The sequence below is a fragment of the Enterobacter sp. PL_is514 genome (assembly GCF_055816715.1).
Genome location: NZ_JBVPGN010000036.1, coordinates 691,106 through 714,516, shown reverse-complemented (window position 1 = coordinate 714,516; position 23,411 = coordinate 691,106). Strand labels below are relative to the sequence as shown.

Annotated in this window: 19 protein-coding genes; 5 read left to right on the top strand and 14 right to left on the bottom strand. The window is 54.1% G+C overall.

Annotation, left to right across the window (positions count from 1 at the left end):
• Nucleotides 1-21 precede the first annotated feature (21 nt).
• From lolE to lolC, 3 genes are read right to left on the bottom strand one after another with little or no spacing between them, the layout of a single operon-like run.
• Nucleotides 22-1,266: a lipoprotein-releasing ABC transporter permease subunit LolE gene (gene lolE, locus AC0TNG_RS23770; RefSeq protein WP_024908606.1), complete on the bottom strand. Its 1,245-nt coding sequence runs from the start codon at nt 1,264-1,266 to the stop codon at nt 22-24.
• Nucleotides 1,266-1,967 (bottom strand): lipoprotein-releasing ABC transporter ATP-binding protein LolD, encoded by a 702-nt coding sequence (gene lolD / locus AC0TNG_RS23765; protein ID WP_010429765.1) that lies wholly within the window; start codon nt 1,965-1,967, stop codon nt 1,266-1,268. Before lolD ends, lolE begins: the two co-directional genes overlap by 1 nt.
• The gene (gene lolC / locus AC0TNG_RS23760) at nt 1,960-3,159 is read right to left on the bottom strand and encodes a lipoprotein-releasing ABC transporter permease subunit LolC (protein WP_024908607.1); all 1,200 of its coding nucleotides are present in this window, start codon (nt 3,157-3,159) and stop codon (nt 1,960-1,962) included. The genes lolD and lolC overlap by 8 nt, the downstream gene beginning before the upstream one ends.
• 256 nt (nt 3,160-3,415) lie before the next feature.
• Between lolC and AC0TNG_RS23755 the strand changes: the two genes are divergently transcribed.
• From AC0TNG_RS23755 to ldtC, 3 genes are all read left to right on the top strand, one after another.
• Nucleotides 3,416-4,489, top strand: coding sequence for an acyltransferase family protein (locus AC0TNG_RS23755; RefSeq protein ID WP_024908608.1), 1,074 nt, complete (start codon nt 3,416-3,418; stop codon nt 4,487-4,489).
• 149 nt (nt 4,490-4,638) lie between these two features.
• Nucleotides 4,639-8,085 carry a transcription-repair coupling factor gene (gene mfd / locus AC0TNG_RS23750; protein ID WP_024908609.1) on the top strand — a complete coding sequence of 1,149 codons (3,447 nt, stop codon included), beginning with the start codon at nt 4,639-4,641 and terminating at the stop codon, nt 8,083-8,085.
• 583 nt (nt 8,086-8,668) lie between these two features.
• Nucleotides 8,669-9,634 carry a L,D-transpeptidase LdtC gene (gene ldtC / locus AC0TNG_RS23745; protein ID WP_024909047.1) on the top strand — a complete coding sequence of 322 codons (966 nt, stop codon included), beginning with the start codon at nt 8,669-8,671 and terminating at the stop codon, nt 9,632-9,634.
• A gap of 527 nt (nt 9,635-10,161) precedes the next feature.
• Here the strand turns inward: ldtC and AC0TNG_RS23740 are convergent.
• The 6 genes from AC0TNG_RS23740 to AC0TNG_RS23715 are packed head-to-tail and all read right to left on the bottom strand — an operon-like array spanning nt 10,162 to nt 17,501.
• Nucleotides 10,162-10,500, bottom strand: a complete 339-nt coding sequence (locus AC0TNG_RS23740; protein ID WP_024909046.1) for a hypothetical protein — start codon at nt 10,498-10,500, stop codon at nt 10,162-10,164.
• Nucleotides 10,500-11,873, bottom strand: a complete 1,374-nt coding sequence (locus AC0TNG_RS23735; RefSeq protein ID WP_024909045.1) for a hypothetical protein — start codon at nt 11,871-11,873, stop codon at nt 10,500-10,502. The genes AC0TNG_RS23740 and AC0TNG_RS23735 overlap by 1 nt, the downstream gene beginning before the upstream one ends.
• A complete protein-coding gene (locus AC0TNG_RS23730) occupies nt 11,873-12,130 on the bottom strand; it encodes a PAAR domain-containing protein (protein WP_024909044.1) in 258 nt (85 codons plus the stop codon). The genes AC0TNG_RS23735 and AC0TNG_RS23730 overlap by 1 nt, the downstream gene beginning before the upstream one ends.
• Nucleotides 12,130-12,846 carry a T6SS immunity protein Tli3 family protein gene (locus tag AC0TNG_RS23725; RefSeq protein WP_024909043.1) on the bottom strand — a complete coding sequence of 239 codons (717 nt, stop codon included), beginning with the start codon at nt 12,844-12,846 and terminating at the stop codon, nt 12,130-12,132. Before AC0TNG_RS23725 ends, AC0TNG_RS23730 begins: the two co-directional genes overlap by 1 nt.
• 3 nt (nt 12,847-12,849) lie before the next feature.
• The gene (locus tag AC0TNG_RS23720) at nt 12,850-14,991 is read right to left on the bottom strand and encodes a T6SS effector phospholipase Tle3 domain-containing protein (RefSeq protein WP_024909042.1); all 2,142 of its coding nucleotides are present in this window, start codon (nt 14,989-14,991) and stop codon (nt 12,850-12,852) included.
• Nucleotides 14,988-17,501: a type VI secretion system Vgr family protein gene (locus tag AC0TNG_RS23715; RefSeq protein ID WP_473713179.1), complete on the bottom strand. Its 2,514-nt coding sequence runs from the start codon at nt 17,499-17,501 to the stop codon at nt 14,988-14,990. Before AC0TNG_RS23715 ends, AC0TNG_RS23720 begins: the two co-directional genes overlap by 4 nt.
• Nucleotides 17,502-18,067: 566 nt before the next feature.
• On the opposite strand from AC0TNG_RS23715, the gene AC0TNG_RS23710 reads away from it, so the two are divergent.
• Entirely contained in the window at nt 18,068-18,313 is a 246-nt protein-coding gene (locus AC0TNG_RS23710; protein ID WP_155267945.1) for a hypothetical protein, read from the top strand.
• A 15-nt stretch (nt 18,314-18,328) separates the two neighbouring features.
• On the opposite strand, the gene bhsA is transcribed toward AC0TNG_RS23710, so the two are convergent.
• Nucleotides 18,329-18,586, bottom strand: coding sequence for a multiple stress resistance protein BhsA (gene bhsA / locus AC0TNG_RS23705; protein WP_008500777.1), 258 nt, complete (start codon nt 18,584-18,586; stop codon nt 18,329-18,331).
• 244 nt (nt 18,587-18,830) lie between these two features.
• On the opposite strand from bhsA, the gene AC0TNG_RS23700 reads away from it, so the two are divergent.
• Nucleotides 18,831-19,466, top strand: coding sequence for a TetR/AcrR family transcriptional regulator (locus AC0TNG_RS23700; RefSeq protein WP_024909039.1), 636 nt, complete (start codon nt 18,831-18,833; stop codon nt 19,464-19,466).
• A 59-nt stretch (nt 19,467-19,525) separates the two neighbouring features.
• Here AC0TNG_RS23700 and AC0TNG_RS23695 read toward each other — a convergent pair whose 3' ends face one another.
• The 4 genes from AC0TNG_RS23695 to nagZ all read right to left on the bottom strand — a co-directional run bounded on the left by AC0TNG_RS23695 (nt 19,526) and on the right by nagZ (nt 23,404).
• A complete protein-coding gene (locus AC0TNG_RS23695) occupies nt 19,526-20,065 on the bottom strand; it encodes a glycine zipper 2TM domain-containing protein (RefSeq protein ID WP_008500779.1) in 540 nt (179 codons plus the stop codon).
• Nucleotides 20,066-20,258: 193 nt separating this feature from the next.
• Nucleotides 20,259-21,563 carry an NAD(P)/FAD-dependent oxidoreductase gene (locus tag AC0TNG_RS23690; RefSeq protein ID WP_024909038.1) on the bottom strand — a complete coding sequence of 435 codons (1,305 nt, stop codon included), beginning with the start codon at nt 21,561-21,563 and terminating at the stop codon, nt 20,259-20,261.
• Between the two features lie 238 nt (nt 21,564-21,801).
• Nucleotides 21,802-22,344, bottom strand: a complete 543-nt coding sequence (gene ycfP, locus AC0TNG_RS23685; RefSeq protein ID WP_008500781.1) for an alpha/beta hydrolase YcfP — start codon at nt 22,342-22,344, stop codon at nt 21,802-21,804.
• Nucleotides 22,345-22,378: 34 nt separating this feature from the next.
• Nucleotides 22,379-23,404, bottom strand: a complete 1,026-nt coding sequence (nagZ, locus tag AC0TNG_RS23680; protein WP_024909037.1) for a beta-N-acetylhexosaminidase — start codon at nt 23,402-23,404, stop codon at nt 22,379-22,381.
• Nucleotides 23,405-23,411: the final 7 nt, after the last annotated feature.

Below are 23,411 nucleotides of genomic sequence, written 5' to 3'. Positions count from 1 at the left end.
AGCCGCTAGATCATGACGTAATTACTGGCCACTTAATACCCTCGCCGGATCAATTCGGCTTGCGCGACGCGCCGGATACCAGCTTGCCAGCAGACTCAGTAAAAGTGCCGTAAGCAGCACATAAAAAACATCCAGCCAGTGCAGTTCAGACGGCAGGAAGTCAATAAAATAGATATCACCCGACAGGAACTGGTGACCAATAAGTTTTTCAATGCCGTTGATAATCGGCGTCAGCTGCAGGGAAACCACCACGCCAATCACCACGCCGCACAGGCTGCCGAACAGCCCCGCCAGCAAACCGTACCAGACGAAGATGGCGCGAATAAGACCGTCTTTCGCCCCCAGCGTACGCAGCACGGCGATGTCGCCGCTCTTGTCCTTGACCGCCATCACCAGCGTCGAGACGATATTAAAGCACGCCACACCAATCACCAGGACCATCGCCAGATACATAATGGCGCGGATCATCTGGATATCACGGTACATATACCCGTAAGTGCCGATCCAGCTTTTGATGTAGACATAGTTATTGGTCACGCTGCCCGCGTCGCGCACCAGCTTGTTGGCGTTAAAGACGTCGTTCACCTTAATCGCAATGCCCGTCACGCTGTCGCCCATGTCGAGATACTGGCGCGCATCCTCCATCGGCACCATCGCAAAGCTGTGGTCAAGCTGGCCGCTCAGCTGAAGAATACCGGTAACGTGCAGGCGCACGCGCTTAGGCTGCTGCAGTTTGTGATCGGCGCTGGCGTTGGGGATCATGATTGACACCCAGTCGCCCTGCTTCACCTTCAGGGCATCGGCCACGCCTTTACCCATGATGATCTGCTGCTCGCCCGCCCTGAAGTTGGCCCACGCGCCGTTTTGCACATAGTTCGGCAGCGCGCTGAGGCGCGCTTCCTGGACGGGGTTGACCCCTTTAACCTGAATGGCGCGCAGGTTTACCCCACTCTCCACCAGCCCGGTAAAGTTAATATAGGGCGCGGCCGCGGCGATGCCCGGCACTTTTTCAACTTTGGCGAGCGCATCGCTCCAGTTCGTCCATGGCTGGTTAACCGGTTCGATCTCCCCGTGCGGCACGACCGCCAGAATGCGGTTATTCAGCTCGCGCTCGAAACCGTTCATCGCGCTTAAGCCGACAACCAGCACCGCCACACCCAGCGCAATACCGATGGTCGAGATGACGGAGATCAGCGACACCATGCCGCCGCGACGGCGGCCGCGGCTAAAACGTAAACCGATGAGTAACGATAACGGTGACGCCATTACTCTGCTCCCATCAGGGTCAGTTCCGCGTTCAGATGGCCGTCGCGCATCTCAAGCTGACGCCCCATGCGTTTTGCCAGCTGCAGATCGTGGGTCACCACCAGAAACGCGGTGCCCTGCGAGGCGTTCAGCTCGCCCAGAAGCTGGAAAATACTGTCCGCATTGCGGGCATCCAGGTTACCGGTAGGCTCATCCGCCAGCACCAGACGCGGGTTGTTGACCAGCGCACGGGCAATCGCCACGCGCTGGCGCTCGCCGCCGGAAAGCTCAGAGGGACGATGGTTGCCGCGATGGCCCAGCCCTACCGCTTTCAGCATGTCGCTGGCGCGGGCGTTAATTTCTGCCGGTTTCTTTTTGCCAATCAGCAGCGGCATCGCCACGTTTTCCAGCGCCGTGAAATCCGGCAGCAGGTGGTGGAACTGGTAGATAAAGCCCAGCTCGCGGTTGCGCAGCTCGGCCTTCGCCGCTGAGGACATTTTGCTCATCGGCTGGCCGGAGAAAATCACGTCGCCTTCGGTTGGCGTATCCAGCCCGCCCAGCAGATGCAGCAGCGTACTTTTGCCCGAGCCGGAGCTGCCGACAATCGCCATCATCTCGCCTTCACCCACGCTAAAGCTCACATTGTGCAGCACGTCGGTTTGCACAGTGCCTTCCTGATAGCGTTTGGACAGGTTGTCGCATTGCAACAGGATCTTATTCATAACGTAAAGCCTCAGCGGGTTGAGTGGCGGCGGCGCGCCAGGAAGGATAAAGCGTAGAAAGCAGCGCAATGGCCATCGCGGCCAGCGCAATACCGACCACCTGCAGCGGCTCGATAGCCACCGGCAGCGCCGCGCCGTCAAGCAGCGCGCCGATGATCGGCATTAAGTTATTGAGCTGGCTGGCAAGCAATGCCCCCAGCACGGCGCCGAGCAGCGCACCGATGATACCGGCGCTGGCCCCCTGCACCATAAACACCGCCATGATCTGGCGCGGCGTGAGCCCCTGGGTTTGCAGGATGGCGACTTCGCCCTGCTTCTCCATCACCATCAGGCCCAGCGAGGTAATGATGTTAAATGCGGCCACGGCCACGATCAGGCTCAGCAGCAGCCCCATCATGTTTTTTTCCATCCGCACGGCCTGGAACAATTCGCCTTTGCGCTCGCGCCAATCCTGCCATTTGGTGCCGTCCGGCAGTTTTTGCTGGCTGAGGGTATCGACCTTCAGCGGCGCGTCGAGCCACAGGCGCCAGCCGGTGATATTCCCCGCCGGGTAGCGCATCAGGCGTGAAGCATCCTGAATGTTCACCAGCATCTGGTAGCCATCGACTTCGCTGTTAGCGGCAAAGGTACCAATCACGTTGAACAGGCGCTGGCTTGGCAGGCGCCCCATCGGCGTAAACTGGCTGGCAGAAGGTACCATCACCCGCAGCTGGTCGCCACGGTTGACGCCAAGCTGGCCGGCAAGCTGTTCACCCAGAATCACGTTGTATTTTCCGGCTTCCAGATCGGTCTGCTTCACGTTAACCAGATACGGCGTCAGCGGATCGTTTTGCGCCGGGTCGATACCCAGCATCACGCCGACCGCCACGCTTCGGGCGCTTTGCAGCACCACGTCACCGGTGGTCAACGGCGCAACGCGCGTGACGCCCTGTAACTTCGCCGCGCTTTCCGGCAGTTGCTGTGGGTTAACCGAACCGTTAGTCGATGAGAGAACGGCCTGCGGCATCAGCCCCAGGATGTTGTTTTGCAGCTCGCGCTCAAAGCCATTCATGACGGAAAGCACCGTCACCAGTGCCATCACGCCAAGCGTAATGCCAATAGTCGAAAGCCAGGAGACAAAGCGACCGAAGCGGTCCGCGGCGCGCCCACGCATGTAGCGTAAGCCTATGAAGAGTGCGACAGGTTGATACATGAAATCCGTCTGTTTGCTGATAGCAGACCCACGAGTATATAAGCGAATCCGTTAAGCGTAAATGACTGAAACAGTAAGCTTTGGTAATCATTTTTCCGAAAAATTCAGATAAATCAGGGTGCTATTGTCTGAATACTCACCTCGCGACCTCCACCTTTTCCGAAAAACCTCCTGATACAGACTGTTACCCATTACATCCTGGTGTTGTTTTACAACAATTGCTCGTTCGTTTATGGCAATAAGGTAGTGGCGAACAATGAAGCAAAAAGCATTATGGATTAACCAGATAAAAGGGCTGTGTATCTGCCTGGTGGTTATCTATCATTCGGTTATCACGTTTTATCCGCATCTGATCGGGCTGCAACACCCGCTCTCCGGCCTTCTCGCCAAATGCTGGGTCTATTTTAACCTTTATCTCGCACCGTTTCGTATGCCGGTCTTCTTCTTTATCTCCGGCTACCTGATCCGTCGTTATATTGACGAGGTGGACTGGCGAACCAGTCTCGACAAGCGGATCTGGAGCATTGTCTGGGTGCTGGCGCTGTGGGGCGTCCTGCAATGGCAGGCGCTGACCCACCTGAACGCCTGGCTGGCGCCCGAGCGTGAGCTTGCCACCTCGTCGAACGCGGCCTACGCCGACTCGCTCTCAGGATTTGTGCAAGGCATGCTCACCGCCAGCACCAGCCTGTGGTATCTGTATGCTCTGGTAGTCTACTTCACGCTGTGTAAACTGCTGAGCCGCTGGAAGCTGCCGGTACTGGGGCTGCTGGCGCTGGCAAGCATCGCGATCAACTTCCTGCCGCTGCCGTGGTGGGGAATGAACAGCGTGGTACGCAACATGATCTACTACAGCCTCGGGGCGTGGTATGGCGCAGCGCTGATGGCGTGGATGAAAAGCGTCAACCTGCGCCGCATCTGGCTGGCAACCGGCGCTTTCGCCGCCGTCTCCGTGGTGCTGTGGTTTGCTAACGTTCCGCTGCTGCTCTCATTGCTGTCGATTGTGTTGATCATGAAGCTATTCTATAGCCTTGAGCAGCGCTATGCCGTTCACCCGAACAATCTGCTGAACGTGATTGGCTCAAACACCATTGCGATTTATACCACCCACCGCATCCTGATTGAGACCTTTAGCCTGTTCCTGATCGGCGAGATGAATGCCGCTTACTGGCCGGTCTGGGCCGAGCTATCCCTAATTCTTGTCTATCCGTTTGCCAGCCTGCTGATCTGTACCCTGGCCGGACTCGGGGTGCGTAAGATCTCCACCGCGCTGTTTGGCGACGTTTTCTTCTCTCCTCCCGCTACGCTGACCCTGTCACCTTCAACGCGTTAATGCCCTCTCCGCCCCCGTTTCGGGGGCGTTTAGCCCTGCCGTGCGGTTACGATTTGCTTATGTAAAACGATCGAGGATAATAAAGACATTGCGTATCAGTGATATGCCCCAATACTGTTGGTATATCCATAAGAGACTCTGACATAGCCATGCCTGAACACTATCGTTATTCCTTACCTGTCAAAGCGGGCGACCAGCGCCAGCTGGGTGAACTCACGGGCGCGGCGTGCGCCACGCTGGTGGCGGAAATCGCCGAGCGTCATCCAGGCCCGGTGATTCTCGTTGCCCCGGATATGCAAAACGCCCTGCGCCTGCACGACGAAATTCGCCAGTTCACCGATAATCTGGTGTTCAGCCTGGCCGACTGGGAAACGCTGCCGTATGACAGCTTCTCTCCGCATCAGGAGATTATCTCCTCGCGCCTGTCGACGCTCTATCAACTCCCGACCATGCAGCGCGGCGTGCTGATTGTGCCGGTGAACACCCTGATGCAGCGCGTCTGTCCGCACAGCTATCTTCACGGTCACGCGCTGGTGATGAAAAAAGGCCAGCGACTGTCCCGTGATGCCCTGCGCGCGCAGCTTGACGGGGCCGGCTATCGCCACGTCGACCAGGTGATGGAGCACGGGGAATACGCGACCCGCGGCGCGCTGCTCGACCTTTACCCGATGGGCAGCGACCAGCCGTATCGTCTGGACTTTTTCGATGATGAAATCGACAGCCTGCGCGTCTTCGACGCCGACACGCAGCGCACGCTGGAAGAAGTGGAGTCCATCAATTTACTGCCCGCGCATGAGTTCCCCACGGACAAAACCGCTATCGAACTGTTCCGCAGCCAGTGGCGCGATAAGTTCGAGGTGAAGCGCGACGCGGAACATATTTATCAGCAGGTCAGCAAAGGCACGCTGCCTGCCGGGATCGAATACTGGCAGCCGCTGTTCTTCAACGAGCCGCTCCCTGCCCTGTTCAGCTACTTCCCGGCGAATACGCTGATTGTTAATACCGGCGATATCGACGCCAGCGCCAGCCGCTTTGAAAGCGAAACCCGCGCGCGCTTCGAAAACCGGGGCGTTGACCCGATGCGCCCGCTGCTGCCGCCGGAAGCGCTGTGGCTGCGTACCGACGAGCTCAACGCCGAGCTGAAGCGCTGGCCGCGCATGCAGCTGAAAACCGATTCGCTTGCCGACAAGGCCGCCAACACCAACCTCGCCTTCCGAACGCTGCCGGACCTGGCCGTTCAGGCGCAGCAGAAATCCCCGCTGGATAATCTGCGCAAATTTCTGGAGTCCTTTACCGGCCCGGTGGTGTTCTCCGTTGAGAGTGAAGGCCGCCGCGAAGCGTTAGGTGAGCTGCTGGGACGCATTAAGGTGGCGCCGAAGCGCATCCTGCGCCTGAGCGAAGCGACCGGAAACGGTCGTTACCTGATGATTGGCGCCGCCGAGCACGGTTTTATCGACACGCTCAACAACCTGGCGCTGATTTGCGAAAGCGACCTGCTGGGCGAGCGCGTCGCACGCCGCCGTCAGGACAGCCGTCGGACCATCAACCCGGACACGCTGATCCGTAACCTGGCCGAGCTGCACCCGGGCCAGCCGATCGTTCACCTGGAGCATGGCGTTGGACGCTATCAGGGGATGACCACGCTGGAAGCGGGCGGCATCAAAGGTGAATACCTGATGCTCACCTACGCCAACGACGCCAAACTGTATGTTCCGGTGTCGTCCCTGCATCTGATCAGCCGCTACGCCGGCGGTGCCGAAGAGAACGCGCCGCTGCACAAGCTGGGCGGCGATGCCTGGGCGCGCGCGCGCCAGAAGGCCGCGGAAAAAGTGCGCGACGTGGCCGCCGAGCTGCTGGATATTTACGCCCAGCGCGCGGCCAAAGAGGGCTTCGCCTTTAAGCATGATAAAGAACAGTACCAGCTGTTCTGTGACAGCTTCCCGTTTGAAACCACGCCGGATCAGGCTCAGGCCATCAACGCCGTGCTGAGCGACATGTGCCAGCCGCTGGCAATGGACCGCTTAGTCTGCGGCGACGTTGGCTTCGGCAAAACCGAAGTGGCGATGCGGGCCGCTTTCCTTGCGGTGGAAAACAACAAGCAGGTGGCGGTGCTGGTGCCGACCACCCTGCTCGCTCAGCAGCACTTCGACAACTTCCGCGACCGCTTCGCCAACTGGCCGGTTCGCATCGAGATGCTGTCGCGTTTTCGCAGCACCAAAGAACAGACCCAAATTCTGGAACAGGCCAGCGAAGGCAAGATCGATATTCTGATCGGCACCCACAAGCTGCTGCAAAGCGACGTGAAGTGGAAAGATCTGGGGCTGCTGATCGTCGACGAAGAGCACCGCTTCGGGGTGCGTCATAAAGAACGCATCAAAGCGATGCGCGCCGACGTCGACATCCTGACCCTGACCGCAACGCCAATCCCGCGAACCCTGAACATGGCGATGAGCGGCATGCGCGATCTGTCGATTATCGCCACGCCGCCGGCGCGCCGTCTGGCGGTAAAAACCTTCGTCCGCGAGTACGATAATCTGGTGGTGCGTGAGGCCATTCTGCGTGAAGTGCTTCGTGGGGGGCAGGTCTATTACCTCTACAACGACGTGGAAAATATCCAGAAAGCGGCGGACAGGCTGGCGGAACTGGTACCGGAAGCGCGTATCGCTATCGGTCACGGGCAGATGCGCGAGCGCGAGCTGGAACGGGTGATGAACGACTTCCACCACCAGCGCTTTAACGTGCTGGTGTGCACCACCATCATCGAAACCGGGATCGACATTCCGACGGCAAACACCATCATCATTGAACGCGCGGATCATTTTGGTCTGGCGCAGCTTCACCAGCTGCGCGGTCGCGTCGGACGTTCGCACCATCAGGCCTACGCCTGGCTGCTGACGCCGCATCCGAAAGCGATGACCACCGACGCGCAAAAGCGTCTGGAAGCCATCGCCTCGCTGGAAGACCTCGGCGCAGGCTTTGCGCTGGCCACGCACGATCTCGAGATCCGCGGTGCCGGCGAACTGCTGGGTGAAGACCAGAGCGGCTCGATGGAAACCATCGGCTTCTCGCTCTATATGGAGCTGCTGGAGAACGCGGTTGATGCCCTGAAGGCCGGACGCGAGCCGTCGCTGGAAGACCTCACCAGCCAGCAGACCGAGGTCGAGCTGCGTATGCCTTCCCTGCTGCCGGATGATTTCATTCCGGACGTGAATACCCGACTCTCATTCTACAAACGCATCGCCAGCGCGAAGAAGGAGAACGAGCTGGAAGAGATCAAGGTTGAGCTGATCGACCGCTTTGGTCTGCTGCCCGATGCGGCGAGAAATTTGCTGGATATCGCGAGACTGCGCCAGCAGGCGCAGAAGCTGGGGATTCGCAAGCTCGAAGGCAATGAAAAAGGCGGCGTGATTGAATTCGCCGAGAAGAACCACGTCAACCCGATGTGGCTCATCGGTCTGCTGCAAAAACAGCCGCAGCATTTCCGTCTGGATGGCCCAACCCGTCTGAAATTTACCCAAGAGCTGACGGAGCGCAAAACCCGTATGGACTGGGTGCGTAACTTTATGCGTCAGCTGGAAGAGAACGCGATCGCATAACCTCCTTTCCCCTCTTAACTGAGGAATTTCATGTAGTTTATTAACCGGAAGCGATGAAAGTTGCTTCCGGAAAATGAATAGCTTACAGCGACACCCTGGTCCGGCTGTAAATCGCTGAGGCGTTTGCCTTCCGGCCGGGGCGAGGCGCATGGATGCGCCGAGAGGGCGGGCTTTACAGGGATGTTACCTCCGCCCGTCCCCGAAAAGCCGGAAGGAATAAGCGGAAGGTACCGCGTAGCGGCGATTTACCGCCGGGAGCCCGGGTCGCCAGGGTGGTGGCGACTGAGCCACCCTGGCACGTTCACAGGTCATGTCGTTACAGAGTACTAAGGAACATAAAGTGAACGGAATGACCACCAGAGTCGTATGTTCCCCCTCACCCCAGCCCTCTCCCTCAAGGGAGAGGGGGTCGTCCGTGCAGGCATTATTTTATGGGGATCCCTTCCCCTGTTAGCCCAGCGCTAAGGGGGGACAATTTACAAACTCTTTGCACTTCACCCGATCTTCCCGACATACCCATTCGCCATAATTATGTTTAACGCCTTATAAAACAATAACCTTATCATTTGCATGGATTATGGTGATGATGACCTCTTCGCGTTTTACTCGCTGGATGACCCTGTTTGCGCTGGCAGCCACCGTCGCGGTTGCGCTTCCTGCTCGCGCAAACACCTGGCCCCTTCCCCCTCCCGGCAGCAAGGTGGTGGGTGAAAACCGCTTTCATGTGGTTGAAAATAATGGTGGTTCGCTGGAAGCGATTGCCAAAAAATATAACGTCGGTTTTCTGGCCCTGCTGCAGGCGAATCCCGGCGTCGACCCTTACGTCCCACGCGCGGGCAGCGTGTTGACTATCCCGCTACAGACGATCCTGCCGGACGCTCCGCGCGAGGGGATGGTGATAAACCTGGCCGAGCTGCGTCTGTACTATTACCCGCCGGGTAAAAACGAAGTGACGGTCTACCCGATTGGTATTGGTCAGCTGGGCGGTGACACGCTGACGCCGACGATGGTCACCACCGTCTCGGATAAACGCGCGAATCCAACCTGGACCCCGACGGCCAATATTCGTGCCCGCTATAAAGCTCAGGGCATTGATCTTCCAGCCGTGGTGCCGGCAGGCCCGGATAACCCAATGGGACACCACGCGATCCGCCTGGCAGCCTACGGTGGTGTTTACCTGCTGCACGGCACGAATGCGGACTTTGGCATCGGCATGCGCGTCAGCTCCGGCTGTATTCGACTGCGCGATGACGATATCAAAACGCTGTTTAACGTCGTTACGCCGGGTACCAAAGTGAATATTATCAATACGCCGATTAAGGTTTCTGAGGAACCGGGCGGCGTGCGGCTGGTCGAAATTCACCAGCCGCTATCGAAAAACATTGGCGACGATCCGCAGACGCTGCCCATTAACCTGAACGCCGCGATGGTAAGCTTCAAAACGAATGCGAATACCAGCAGCGTGGTGATGGAGCGCGCGATGGAGGCTCGGTCAGGCATGCCGACCGATGTCACCCGGCATCATGATGTCGCCCAGCAGTCGATGTAATTCAGAAAGAAAAACGCCCTGCACATGTGCAGTAATGCCGTTCACTTAAGGCTCGCGTGACTTAAAGCTGAACGGATATTCAGGAGGCACATAAAGCACTGAACGATCGTATCGTCGGTGCTTTCTTTTTTCTGGCAGGATAAAGGCTTTAACATTTTTCCTAATTCCTTTCAAATGCTTAGGGATGTTTCCCGTCGCACCTTTGCCACAGCCCCGTACCTGGGACACCAGGATATCCCGGGTTCACAGTAGGTGGCAACGAGCTGCTGCTTAAACTCAGGAGAATAATCAGGGCAGCCTTTACGCCTGCCGCGAATCACATTTTTCTGCATATCTGACATTTTGATTCCCACCACTTATTTGGTGCACACCACGTTGTCGGATGCATCAGATTATGACCAGAAGCGAGATCCCAAACAGGCAGAAGCCGCACTAACGCTGATTCAAAAAATATCAAAGAACTGAAAGTTATTCACTCTACTATTTCAGACATGTAAAGACAGCGGGCATAAAGCCCGCTACATCTATCAATGATATATAGCATAAGACATGGTTAAGACTGTACTCCCCAGATACATAGCCAATATCATTAAAAATGTCTTAAAGTCTGTAAAAAATTTCAGCGGCACACTAACAAAGTAATTCCGTCGAGAAGGGTTACGTATCGACATATATAACTGGTAGATTTCCGGAGAATCTTTCAATGACTGTAATTTATTGTGCGTACACCAGTGCTTTTTGTTTCTGTAATCAAAAGACAAATCAATATACACTGCCATTAACGCAAGCATCACACCTAAAGCCAAGCCATCATAATAAAATACAGCTTTGTGAGGTAAAATCAGAGCAATTAGTTCATTCATCATTACATTCCCATATGCTCACGAGCTTTATCACCATAAAACCAGGTAAAAAATGCCCCCACCACCAAAAACATAACTATACATAGAACAGCCATTATAATTAAAAACCAGCCGGATATAGATTTACCACCATCACCAAAACTGCCAATGGTTATCATAATTCCAAAAAAGAACATCAACCCGGCGATCCCACAAACTTCCCACGGTGTCGTGTATCTTTTCTCCTGGGGATAATCAGGTTGGCGAGTTAACCGGGACGACAAAGCCGTCATTGAAAACCTGTTCTTTTCGGAAGCAGCCACCAGCTGATCGCCCTGCGCATACGTTACCGCATCGGCCGCCAGAGCCAGCATCAGCCAAGGATACCCGGCAGAATGCTCACCGAGCGACATTTCAAGCTCCAGCCGGTCCGGCACAGCTTTTTTCTCATCCAGCATTTCCAGCAGCGGGTACTTTTCTGTACGTGAAAGCCCGGTATACCAGATCTGTTTGGGTTTACTGACCGCTTCCGCACGCAGATAAACAGGTACTGTTCTTTCAACGTCCGTGACACCCGTCATCGGCTGATAAAGGTAAACCGGTTTTTCTCCTTCCGTTTTAACGTAGTAATTCGTGAGGAAAAGCGCGGTGACATTTTCCATCTGCTTCGACTCTTCTTCGTCAGAATGCAGATCGACACAGATAAGCAGGCGTTCAACGACGTATCCGTTCGTCTGCTTTATCCACTCCGTGATTTTCGTATAGTCCGGGCATTCAGACAGAAATGTTATTTTCTTGGTAGCGATCGCTAAACGTTCAAGCACGCGCCTGAGCTCATCGCTACAGGATTCGTCCCCGTCTCGTACCCACACCAGCGCTTCAATCTGCCGGTACTGAGAAAGTTTTCCGACCATCGGCTCCAGGACGCGGATAATAGCCTGCCCGGCTCTCGTGAAATCGAAGGATTCTTCCAGTTCGATTTTCAACGGCATTTTAGCGGCCAGCGGAAACTCCCCCTCAAGTTTCAGCATACTCAGCGCCAGTTCCTTCGTTGCCTTTGGAGGCGTCAGTACAGACCAGCCAGCAAGGGTAATATTTCCCCTGGCGTAGCTGACAACCTTGTATTCCTGCTGGGCCGCAATCAGCAATCGCGTTTCCATGTAGTGCCTGAGCCCGTGATACACGGTAGAGAACACTTGTACGAACCCCGTCAGAAAAACAACCGGAATAACCACAGACTGGGCAAGAAAATCGAGATCGACATGCTTATTACCCGGCCATGTGACAGCCCGGACGCTCAGGCAGATAACCACGACGACCACATATAAGAGACATATCCACAGATAGGGGAAACGCTCTTCAAATTCATCCTGTTTGGAGAATAACCACCAGTTCATTAAACACCCCCCGCAGTGGGAAGCGTGGTGCGAATGGTACAGCCGCACGCCGCTTTACAACCATCCACGACCACACCCCGGCCGTTCATCGTCCAGGTTGGGTGACAATCGTTAATAGGGAACGTTCCTTTATGCTCAGGGCACGTCACCAGATCGTCTTTCAGGGCTACAGGCTTTCCCATAAAGTCTGCGCCGGACGCTTTAATCACTTTTCCGCCGCTCACCAGCGGGTCATTCAGTCGAATTACGCCATTCATCAGTTTCCCTTCCTTCCTGCGTCCATATCGCAGCGCATGTGATCCCAGCCGGTGTATCCCTTCACTTCCGGAACCTTATCGGGTTGATTCTGCCAATTGGTTTTAAGTTGCTCAGTAGAGCCTTCTAAACCTTGTTTGGTCATATACACCATTCCCCAAGGCCAGCCAGGTGAACGAGGTTCCACTTTCCCGCTTACCTTTTGCCCAGTTCCGTCGTCAACGGTATATTCAATCCCACGACCACCAGCGGCAAGGCGCGGGTCGTCAAACGGTTTGGACGACATATACAGTCGATGTTTGGTCTGCAAAAAACCCTGATCGTTGACGACAGTGAAAGAAAGAACGTCCTCATAAGGCGCGTAATCATCGCCGTTAGGTTCATTTTCCCCTGGTGCAAATTGTGCAAGTTTCCATGTTCGACCATAATCCTTCGAAACCCTAAATCCATCAGCCCCCCAAATAGGGATAGACATATATTTTTCTGAAGGATGAATAAATTTACGGGTGAAGATCCTATAAAACTGTAAATAAACTTGAGAATGGATAGCCCTTTGCGTATCGGTGTACCAAAGCTCTCCTTCGCAGTCCCAGCCTTTCAGTTCCAGATAGCGGTGATCATCAAAACGATAAACTACTTGCGTAGGCGGTTCTGAAGCCTTACACGCTGCCGCAAATAAAACGGAAATAGTAATAACTCCTACACATAGTCCTTTCATGTCTTATCCTTTAGCCAACTGGCTGTCGCTTTTAGGTTTCGGCATTTCCCATTGCAGCAGCTTTATTTCCTGGAAATATCCAGGCCTGACAGTTCCCGTCTCAATATCCATCAGGTTACGCGAGCGAGGCCGAACACCGGCATAATCATTTTCCACACCAAAATCGCCCTTCGGCAGCACATCCTCCGGTTTATTCATAAAATCCTTTGTTGGTGCTATTGGTAACTGGCCTGATTGGTAATATTTTTTTGCGGCCGGGAAGCCATTCTGCGGATCACGCCAGTCAGCACGATGTAACAAGCTTTCCCAGAATTTACCGGCTTTGTAGTCAAACGACTTACACTGACCAATTGCAAGGTCGAATGCCATCGCGTGCGATGGCGCGAACTCACTCATGACAATTGACGAATGCTGGCTGTAGCTTACCGGGTCAGTTTTTTTCCATTCTTTTTCAAGTTCTTCACGGGTTTTCAGCCAGGTAATGGACAACACAGGATATTCTTTAGAACCAGTAACTTCCCCGTGAATAACGGTATGCCCCCGGTCATGGCTTTCTACATTCAGTTCATCTGGTGTTAAAACATGCCCAGGCTTCCAGCTAATACGCTGATAACTGTTAAGCATATACATCGCAGAATCCGTGCGCTTGATGGCACTGGCTTTAGCCGAATAGGATATGTAGGCATCCGGGCTATCCGGATCGATATAATACGTATACGGCTTGTCACTCGTTTTAGGGTCATTATCCGGATGGTTATCCTGACCCTGTAGTTTGAAAATAAAGGGTTCCGGCAATTCTTCACCGTTCACCACTACGTCATGGGTGCGGTAACTGGCATTCGGGAGAAATGAATATTTTGCATCCCTCTCTTTTCGTTGTGGCAACTCAAAGGGTTTAGTGTCAGGTGCTTTTCCTACTTCGCCGTGCTGATAAAAAACTCGCTGGAACAGGTTAGGAATGCCATCTGCAATTTTCTGAGGGATCCCACGCCAGCCAAATCCCTGTACATTTTCCAGCGATACAACGCCATCATTTGGACAGAAGTAGTTATACACTTTACCGTTATTGTTACGTCCATAGCGATCATCAGCCCGCAACGGATTATCAGAGGGTTTGCGCAGCGTACAGGAGGCTTCAAGGGCCAGTAATTCAGCCTCGCCTAATATCCCTCCCCCTTTCCACTGCGTATGCATCAGGCTACAGAAATTTTTGAATGTCTTCTGCCTGGCAGAATCAGTCTGTTGGTATCCTGGCTGAATATTTTCAGCCATGCGGGACTCCAGTGAATAAGGGGAATGATTCAGAATAACGCAGTTAACTGGATCATACCCCGCCTGCTTTACCAGCATATTTGCCAGCATGGTGATGATGGTTCCCTGGCTATGTGCCACCACGTTAATCACATCATTTCGCGTCACCAGCGGTTCACGTATCTGAAGGATCAAATCCGCCAACCGCTGGGCGGCAAAAAACTGATAGATGCGGTGCGGATTCTGGAATATCGGGTGCGTGTAATCGCCACCGTTCATGTGCAGCGAGGCAAAACCAGCGGCGGCCAGCGCAGCGCCACCAGCCCCCGGACCCAGCATATCGGGAATGTTGGTTGTCGCATTGGCAAACGTCCCTCCACCTTTGGCAAAATTTGTATCGAGGGCGTTTTTAAAGTTGTCGTTCTGATACTTAAACGAGCCTTTGCCGTCGTTACCCAGTGCCGCTTTTTTCTTCTCGTCATTCTCCTGATAAGCATCAAACGGTATATTCGCCTGGCTACCCAACTTCGCCACTTCATCCCGGTATCGCTTCTGGTCTGCCTGGTAGTCTTCATGCGTAACAGGCTTGTACCCCCAGTAAAACGGGATAACAGGCGAACGGCCAGGATGGGTAATTCTGTTCTCCCCCCACTCATGCGCGTAAAAATCCTGACGATTAAGACGCTTACTCAGGCCCGCAAGAATGCCTTTCTCCTGATTCTGGTACGCCTCACCCACGTCGTTTACGCCGTGGACCAGAATCACAATTCCCGGCATCGGACGCGGCACGCCAACGCGACGGGTCTGGGCCACCTCACCCAAATCTTTGTGTACAGGAATATCCCCTTCTGATATGACCTTTGGAGCATACGGGCTTTGTCTGGCTTCCGTCATTCCATTAACTCCATTTTGTAGGTGTCCAGGTCATCAGCATCGAGTAACGATGAATGACCGTTGCTGTCCGTTATGCCTTCCACCACTTTTCCGGCCGAGCTGGTCAGCCGGAATTTTTTGTTTGCGAGAATTTGCTCCGGATCGTCTCCGGCATGCAGCTGGTAGCGGAGTTTAAATGCGCCCTGATTAAACGGCGGGACCGTGACCTGTGCGCTTTCCGGGCCGTCATACTTCAGATTGGGTCCTTTCAGTTCGATTCCCGTCGGCGAGAAGATGGTGACCAGTCCGTTCGGACTGACGCGTATCCCGCCTCCCCCACAGACCAGCTGTATGCCCTGTCTGGCGCTGCCGTTCAGCTGCCCGTCGGTACTCGCCATCGTGAAATCATTCTGCGAGAGCATATGCATGGCACCGCGCTGGGCCTGCGTCGTGATATCCCCGGCCCCAGCAATCATCTGAATGCCAAGCTTGCGGACAAACAGAGAAAGTTTTTCCCCCACGGCCAGCGAGAATTTTTTCACCACGTTTACGCTGGTATCCTGGCCCGCCGTAACAATCACATCTTCCCCGGCAGACAGTTGCAGACTGTCCGGCGTGACGTGCGCCTGACCTTTGTCGGCATAGGTCAGCAGGCCCGCGCCGATAAGGTTAGTTAGTGTCTGGCGCAGTTGACTTTGCTGATCGGTTTCCACATTACTGGCCCCGGCTGTCAGTGCGCTTTGTTGCAGCGTCATTGCCAGCGACAACGCTTTATCCAGCTGCGCAATGGCGGCTGTCATATCCAGTTGCTTACCCGCAGCACGCGGTTGCGCCTCCGTGGTGATCATCACCCCTTTCGCAGCACGGAGCGCCATGTGATTGTCAGTGCGCGCTTCCACACCTTCGCCGCGCTGCTTTCCCTCTGCGTCAACGAGGTGGCCAGCGCTGACCTGACTCTTGCCGTATTCCGTGGAAATCTTGATGTGTTCCTGACCGCGGCGGTCCTCCAGGCGGATTTTGTTCGAAGCAGCAGTGCGGATCACGTTGCGGGTGTCGTTGCGATTTGTAACCAGATCAGGGTGCTTGCCGTCATGCATGACATGCGCAATAAAGGGCCGGTCCGGATCGCCGCCTTCAAAGGCTACAGCCACTTCTGTACCGTCCAGCAGCGGGAAATGAAAACCAAACACATCCCCGCCGTACGGTCTGCCCAGACGCATCAGCGCACTTTCAAAACCGTCACGTTTCTCGTCGAGGTCAAAATCAAACTTCACGCGGTATCGGCCCCGGGCATCGACTCCGGCATAAGTGTGATCCCGATTGATGGCCGCCACGCGACCGGGTACCGTACCGGCAATCACCGGTCGCGGCAGATATTCCGGACGATAGCTGTAGCCGTTCAGATAAGGGATCCCCTTCAGGATGGCGCGGTAGTGCTGTGCGCGACTGCCGGATAGCGTCATTGTGGTGACAAGAAAACCGTGTTTAAACCCTTCAGGAATATCCCCTGTTGGGTGGAACATCACACCCGGCAACAGTGCCGGGTCACTGGTTGTCCCTCCCAGCACACTCTGTTTGTTCAGCAGGCGCTCATAGCGCAGGCGTGCGCAGAACGTGGCTGTTTCCGCCTCTTCACCGTAAAAATCGCCGTCCTCCAGATAATGATCGGCATAGTGATACTGTTTTCCGCTGGTTATCCCGTCGGGAATATCATTATCGAAAATGGTTTTATCCGCCTGTGGCGAAAATGGATTGCGGTAGTTATACGTACGCACCAGTACGCTTTCGGGAATGAGTTCGTATTGTTCTTCAAGCTCGGTAATGTATTCTTTATGGCTGGTCATGCCGGAATGGCGAACGTACGGCAGCTTCTTATCGCTGAAGACATAGCGGCGGCCACCGTCACCAAAGACAACCACCGTATCGCCCTGTACCTTGTCATGGTTTTCAAAGCGGAACCAGATCCCCACCTCGGCCAGCAGACGGCGGATAAACTGGAGATCGGTTTCCTTCCACTGAATAATCATTTCACGGCTGGGGTAGCTGTGGCTCAACTGATCAAAATCGATGTTGTAACCCTGAAAATGCCTGCTCTCCTTCATCAGCCTCGTGACGAGCTCCGGCACTGTCACATTCATGTATACGGCCGAACGGTAATTCCGGTCCAGCAGCGCCAGATCATGCTCCAGCACACACTCGTAAAGGGCTTCATCGGCAGATGACTTCAGACGGGCAAACGACGTGATCACCCCGTTAATCTGGCGCACCGGCAGCCAGGGCTCCTGATTGTGCCAGCCAGCTTTCGGATTCGGGGCACGAAGAATAAATTCCGCCCTCTGATTGAGGACATCGTTGACGGCAATGTTTGATGCCGGGCTGGTAAAGCGGATGGTGTAGCGATAGGGCTTACTGAGTTCTTCTTCCCCGGTAAAAGAGTGAACATCCGGTAAAACAGATTTGCCTCGTGGAATATACAGTAAATAACGGTTTAACGTATCCTGTTGCTGAACAATGCCTGACGGTCCTTTCATCGCAAAATATCCATAATAAAGAATGACTGTTTATTAAAAAACAATACCCTCACAGACCATTGAATAAAATGTCATTCCGTAACACATCACAGAATGTTACAAAATACATATCATTCAGCTTAAAGATAAATAAAACAAAAATATTCACACCATAAATAAAAGCCTAGGAATGATACCCGGCCCGTATATAACAATTCAGTCGATAAAACCAATATGAACGACGTGTTTTTCCTGTGAACGCATCATCAGACATTCAGAAACCGCCGCAGAAAGGTTACTCAGCCCTTTTTTCTGATATAAATCGTTCTTCCTTGGCGAACAGCAATAAATATTAAACCGGTTCGCCGCCTGATAAGAATTTACAGCAGTTTCCGTAAGCGGGGTTTTATCTGCCACCAGTATATGAGGATAAACTCCGTTCCGGTATCCCGGGTTCGCAGGAGGCGGCAAAGAGCCGCTGCTTAAACTCAGGAGAATAATCAGGACAGCCTTTTCGCCTGCCGCGAGTCACATTTTTCCTCATATCTGACACTTTGATACCCACCACTTATTTGGAGGACACTACGTTGTCGGAAGCATCAGATTATGACCTGACGGCTCTCGCCGGACGCATCCAGAGAACGGGAAAAAGTATTCAGTTCGAATGGGAAAACATCCGCAACGAAGTCCATATCGTGTCAGACGTAAAAAAATCCGGGTTCAGTGGGGCTGAACCCGGATTGTCTCTTACTGGCAGGATCGTTCAACTGTTCTTAAACGATCGGCATTACTTCACATGTGCAGGGCGTTTTTTATTGCAGTGGCATAAATGAGGGTTTATGCCCGGCTTATTTGTAGATGACAGCCGTGCCGTGCAGGGTGTTAGGACCGGTCACAGAGGTGATGCGGTAAGATTTTGCACCCATCTCTTGCGCTTTTTGCGCCAGCTGATCTTCCAGGGACCCCAGGTTAGTACCGGCAGACGCAGAGATCGTCCCGACTTTATGCTGATCGACCGGAGTGGACTGTACCTGTACAGCAGCAAAGCTTGCGAAAGAGAGTGAACTCAGGACAGCAGCAGCGATGAGGGTTTTTACGTTTTTCATGATGTTTACCTTTAGCAGATGAATTTGGAGGTCGTTATCTATTTAGTTAACGATCGATAGGTAAATCATAAATGTGATCCAGCTCACGCGTCAACATAATTTTATAACGACCATTAACTTAATTTTAAAGTCGTTATTTTTCATATAGATATGATTAATATATTTTTAAGCATTCAGCACTGGTGGTGGGTTGCGTTTATTTTTATAATGGTTATTCACCAAACCAACAGAGGACCAACGGCACATGACAACCGACGTCACGAGTTGTGCGAAGAAAAGCCGTGGCCGACCAAAAGTGTTTGACAGGGATGCAGCGCTTGATAAGGCCATGACTCTCTTCTGGCAACATGGGTATGAAGCAACCTCGCTTTCCGATCTAGTAGAAGCTACCGGAGCCAAAGCGCCGACGCTGTATGCCGAATTTACCAATAAAGAGGGGCTGTTCAGGGCGGTGCTGGACAGATACATTTCGCGCTTTGCGGCGAAACATGAAGCCCAGCTATTTTGTGAAGAGAAAAGCGTCGAACAGGCGCTTCGCGACTATTTCACCGCCGTCGCGACCTGCTTCACCAGTAAAGAGACGCCTGCAGGCTGCTTTATGATTAACACCTCTGCCACCCTCGCGGCGTCCTCGAAAGAGATTGCCAATACGGTGAAATCGCGGCATGCCATGCAGGAGGAGACGCTCAGCGCCTTTCTGGCTCAGCGCCAGCAGCGCGGTGAAATCCCTGCGCAATGCAACCCTCAGCTGCTGGCGCAATACCTGAGCTGTATTTTGCAGGGGATGTCGATCAGCGCCCGTGAAGGGGCTACGCTGGAAAAACTGCAGAATATTAGCGAAACCACGCTGCGACTGTGGCCTGAGCTACTGAAAATCTGAAGCAAAAAAAAGCTCCTCAGCCTGAGCGCATGAGGAGCTAAATTCAGAGAACATCTTTTTTACACTTTGTTATTCAGAACCAGCTGACCATTTCCATCCAGTGGAATTTGCGTGCCAGGGTCTTTGTCCATGCGGATTTTGCCCTGCTGATCGCCAATTTTGTACGTCACGTCATAGCCCAGCATTTTTTCCGACTTGTCATAGACGGTTTTGCAGCGTTGCTGAGTCGTGGTGTAGGTATCGTTATCCTGCATCGCGCCCTGTACCTGGTTACCGGCATAGCCGCCACCCAGCGCGCCGACCACGGTCGCCACATCTTTACCCCGGCCGCCGCCGAACTGGTGACCAATCACGCCACCCGCTACCGCGCCCAGAACAGAACCGGCAATGCGGTTTTCATCCTGCACCGGACGACGGTGCGTCACGGAGACGTTACGGCACTCCTGACGAGGCGTTTTTACCGTTTCTTTAATCGGTGTAGCAGAAACCACCTGCGCATACTGCGGGCCGCGATCTAATACGTTGAGACTGGCAACGGCAGCCACACCTAACGCAGCCGCGACGCCAATCCCTATACCCGCCAACATTGATTTATTCACGGGACTTCCTCCTTTGTTGCTATTGGTAACAATTTTGCAATGGAGGCACGGCTTCGCCAATAAGATAAAGGATCAAAAAAGGGGCGTTGAGAGGAGATATATTGTATTTAGGAGAACTCTTAAGCACTCAAACTGTGATCTACAGCATGAAATGCTAAAAACTCCCTCCGGAGGACCCGGAGGGAGTGAAAGATTAGTGCAGCTTCAGACGCGGACGGATCACGCGGTTGATTCTGCCCACCAGCATCATCAGCCCGGTTTTGAAGTAGCCGTGCAGCGCAATCTGGTGCATGCGGTACAGGGAGATATACACGAAGCGGGCAATGCGCCCTTCTACCATCATTGAGCCGCGCATCAGGTTGCCCATCAGGCTGCCGACGGTAGAGAAGTTTGACAGAGACACCAGAGAACCATGGTCTTTGTAGACATAGGCCTTCATTGGCTTGCCTTTGTACTGCGCCAGAATGTTGTGCAGCACCAGGCTTGCCATCTGGTGAGCGGCCTGCGCGCGCGGCGGCACGAATCCACCTTCAGGACGCGCGCAGGAGGCACAGTCACCGATAGCAAAGATTTCAGGGTCACGCGTGGTTTGCAGCGTTGGCTCGGTGACCAGCTGGTTAATGCGGTTCGTTTCCAGACCGCCGATCTCTTTCATAAAGTCAGGCGCTTTGATACCTGCCGCCCAGACCATCAGATCCGCTTTGATATACTCGCCGTCTTTGGTGTGCAGGCCGCCTTCGTCGGCGCTGGTCACCATGGTCTGCGTCAGCACCCGCACGCCCAGTTTGGTGAGCTCATTGTGCGCCGCACCGGAAATACGCGGAGGCAGCGCAGGCAGAATGCGTTCACCCGCTTCGACCAGCGTGACGTTCAGCGCTTCGTTAGTTAACCCTTTGTAACCGTAGCTGTGCAGCTGTTTCACTGCATTGTGCAGCTCCGCAGACAGCTCAACGCCCGTCGCACCGCCGCCAACAATGGCGATATTCACCTTACCGTTCGCACCCATATTGCTGGTGTACTTCAGGAACAGGTTCAGCATTTCCTGATGGAAACGACGCGCCTGGTGCGGGTTATCGAGGAAGATACAGTGCTCTTTCACGCCCGGCGTGTTGAAGTCGTTGGAGGTACTGCCCAGCGCCATGACCAGCGTGTCGTACGGCAGCTTGCGCTCAGGAACCAGCAGCTCCCCTTTTTCATCACGCAGTTCTGCCAGAGTGATGGTTTTGCTTTCACGGTTGATGTCCACCACCGAGCCCAGCTGGAACTGGAAATGGTGGTTGCGCGCGTGCGCCAGGTAGCTGAGCGCGTCCACACCCTCATCCAGAGAACCGGTCGCCACTTCGTGCAGCAGCGGTTTCCACAGGTGGCTGTGGTTACGATCCACCAGCGTAATTTTGGCTTTTTTACCGCGACCCAGCTTCTTGCCCAGCTGTGTAGCCAGCTCCAGCCCGCCAGCACCACCGCCTACAATCACTATCTTTTTCAATGGCGTAGTCAACGTGACCCCCTCAAATTATTAACCAATTGTTAATTAAAAGTTATAAAAATAACCCTTAATTAACAACAGGTTACAGCACTGAAACCATTCAGGTGCATTGAGAATACCACGTCAGGCGCATTGGTCATACCAAAATTGATATGCATCAAGTTTTGATGGCTTAAAAGTAGACAATTCTGGTCAAAAAGAAAGCCCGGTACGCTTTCGCGGCCGGGCTTTGACGCCTGCGGATAAGGGATTAACCCAGCGTTTTAAACGCTTTGATACGCTGCAGATGCGGGGAGATGTTCTTGAACTTGTGGGTCTGTTCTTCGTCCCAGACGATCTCATAGTAATGATGCAGCAGTTCTGCTGCCCGATGGCTGTTGAGCGCTTCATCATTACGTGAAAGGATCACCAGGCAGCGGTCGCGGTTTTTCTCACGAAAATTGCTGACGCACTTGGTCGCAATATCGACATACTCTTCCGGGCGGTCAATTTTGCCTTCCATGTTCTCGTTCGGGAACAGGTTAGGATTGAACACCACCTGGCGAATGTCGCACAGGAAGCCAATCCGCTCCGCCCAGTAGCCACCCAGCCCCACGCCGCAAATCAGCGGGCGATCGTCGACGTTGAGCTGCAACATCTTGTCCACCTCTTTGAGCAGATGCTGCATATCATGCTTCGGATGGCGCGTGCTGTAGCTGATCAACCGTACATCCGGATCGATAAACTGCAGCTGCAGCACCTTCTCATGATTACCAGGACTGTTTGAGTCAAAACCGTGTAAATAGATGATCATCGTCTTCTCACCACGCTACGCCTTCCGGGAGGGTTTACAGGCTGGCTTTATGTGCCTGCCAGCGCTCATTCAGGTCTTCAAGCCGGGCGTTGACCGTCTTCCAGCGCGCCGAATCCATCAGCTCCTGACGGCTAAATGAACCTTTATGATACAATTGTGTAACACGCTCTGCATTGATCGGCGACAGGTTATCCAGCACGCTAACGGCACCTTTACGATTATTGCAGACCAGGATCATATCGCAACCCGCATCCAGAGATGCCTGACCGCGTTCAGCGTAGCTGCCCATGATCGCGGCCCCTTCCATCGACAAATCGTCAGAGAAAATCACGCCGTTGAAGCCCAGCTCCTGACGCAGAACGGTTTTCAGCCAGTGCGGAGAACCGCTGGCAGGACGCGGGTCGACGTCGCTGTAAATCACGTGCGCGGGCATAATGGCATCCAGCTTGTTGTCGGTGATCAGCGACCTGAACACCGACATATCTTTGGCGCGAATCTCCGCTTCCGGGCGCGGATCGCGCGGGGTCTCTTTGTGTGAGTCCGCCGTCACCGCGCCGTGGCCCGGGAAGTGTTTCCCGGTGGTTTTCATTCCGGCATCGTGCATACCGTCGATAAACCGGGTCGCCATGGCCAGCGCAATACGCGGATCTTCATGGTATGAACGCTCGCCAATGGCGGCGCTGATATGCCCCACGTCCAGAACCGGGGCAAAACTGATGTCGATATCCATGGCGATCATTTCGCTGGCCATCAGCCAGCCGGCTTCCTGCGCCAGTTTCCCCCCCTCTTCCGTGCCTAACAGCGCGGCAAAAGACTGGGCAGCCGGCAGGCGGGTAAACCCTTCGCGAAAACGCTGCACGCGGCCGCCTTCCTGATCGACGGCGACCACCAGATGATTGCGCGACGCGGCGCGGATCTGACGCACCAGCTCACGCAGCTGCGCCGGATCGTGATAGTTGCGGGTAAACAGGATCAGGCCACCCACCAGCGGATGCGCCAGAATTTCACGCTCCTCCGCATCCAGCTCAAACCCTTCTACATCCAACATGACTGGACCCACATCCACC

Coding starts and splice junctions, on each gene's coding strand:
- AC0TNG_RS23755 (WP_024908608.1), top strand. CDS start 3,416: ATGAAGCAAAAAGCATTATGGATTAACCAGATAAAAGGGCTGTGTATC.
- AC0TNG_RS23740 (WP_024909046.1), bottom strand. CDS start 10,500: ATGATGAATGAACTAATTGCTCTGATTTTACCTCACAAAGCTGTATTT.
- mfd (WP_024908609.1), top strand. CDS start 4,639: ATGCCTGAACACTATCGTTATTCCTTACCTGTCAAAGCGGGCGACCAG.
- AC0TNG_RS23735 (WP_024909045.1), bottom strand. CDS start 11,873: ATGAACTGGTGGTTATTCTCCAAACAGGATGAATTTGAAGAGCGTTTC.
- AC0TNG_RS23730 (WP_024909044.1), bottom strand. CDS start 12,130: ATGAATGGCGTAATTCGACTGAATGACCCGCTGGTGAGCGGCGGAAAA.
- AC0TNG_RS23700 (WP_024909039.1), top strand. CDS start 18,831: ATGACAACCGACGTCACGAGTTGTGCGAAGAAAAGCCGTGGCCGACCA.
- lolC (WP_024908607.1), bottom strand. CDS start 3,159: ATGTATCAACCTGTCGCACTCTTCATAGGCTTACGCTACATGCGTGGG.
- lolE (WP_024908606.1), bottom strand. CDS start 1,266: ATGGCGTCACCGTTATCGTTACTCATCGGTTTACGTTTTAGCCGCGGC.
- ycfP (WP_008500781.1), bottom strand. CDS start 22,344: ATGATCATCTATTTACACGGTTTTGACTCAAACAGTCCTGGTAATCAT.
- bhsA (WP_008500777.1), bottom strand. CDS start 18,586: ATGAAAAACGTAAAAACCCTCATCGCTGCTGCTGTCCTGAGTTCACTC.
- lolD (WP_010429765.1), bottom strand. CDS start 1,967: ATGAATAAGATCCTGTTGCAATGCGACAACCTGTCCAAACGCTATCAG.
- AC0TNG_RS23720 (WP_024909042.1), bottom strand. CDS start 14,991: ATGACGGAAGCCAGACAAAGCCCGTATGCTCCAAAGGTCATATCAGAA.
- AC0TNG_RS23725 (WP_024909043.1), bottom strand. CDS start 12,846: ATGAAAGGACTATGTGTAGGAGTTATTACTATTTCCGTTTTATTTGCG.
- AC0TNG_RS23715 (WP_473713179.1), bottom strand. CDS start 17,501: ATGAAAGGACCGTCAGGCATTGTTCAGCAACAGGATACGTTAAACCGT.
- ldtC (WP_024909047.1), top strand. CDS start 8,669: ATGATGACCTCTTCGCGTTTTACTCGCTGGATGACCCTGTTTGCGCTG.